Source organism: Natrinema soli, assembly GCF_028618695.1.
Window position 1 is genome coordinate 1 of record NZ_JAQIVI010000824.1, and the last position, 542, is coordinate 542.

Here is a 542-nt window from a genome sequence, read left to right on the forward strand (position 1 = left end):
GACAGCGACGCCTCGCGGACCGTCTGCGTTCCCGCGGCGCTCAAACGGCGGCTCGGAGCCAGTATCGACGCGCGACTCGAGTCCGACGACCACCTCGCGCCGACCGGGGTCAACGTCGTCGGCACCGCGGACGAATCCACGACTACGACGATGACAGACGTACGTTACGATCCACGACTGGCGGTGAACGTGAACCGACTCGAAGACGCCCGCGTCGCGGCCGACCGGCTGCAGCGCCGATCCGCGGAGGGACGCTAACGATGCGGCTCCTCCTCCCCGCCGGGACGACCGAAACGGCCCTGATCGACGGCATCAGCGCCGCCGGGGCCGCCCCGGAACTGATGGAGCACACGCCCTCGGCGGACGTCGAGATCCTCGAGTACGGGGAACCGGTTATGTCGCCGGTGACGCCCGTGAGTCCGAACGGCTGTCCGACGCCCGCCGCCGTGACCCGGGCGGTTCGGGAGGTCGTCGACTTCGACGTGTCGGTGATCGACGCGGGCCTCACCCAGTCGACGGCCGCACCGACGGTCGACCTCGAC

General features: G+C 70.3%; 2 pseudogenes. Both read left to right on the forward strand.

Annotated features, from left to right (window positions below):
- A pseudogene (locus PGX04_RS33430) lies at positions 1-258 on the forward strand (cobalamin biosynthesis protein CobY); the annotation flags it as partial.
- 2 nt (positions 259-260) lie between these two features.
- Positions 261-542 (forward strand): annotated as a pseudogene (locus PGX04_RS33435) (TIGR00303 family protein); the annotation flags it as partial.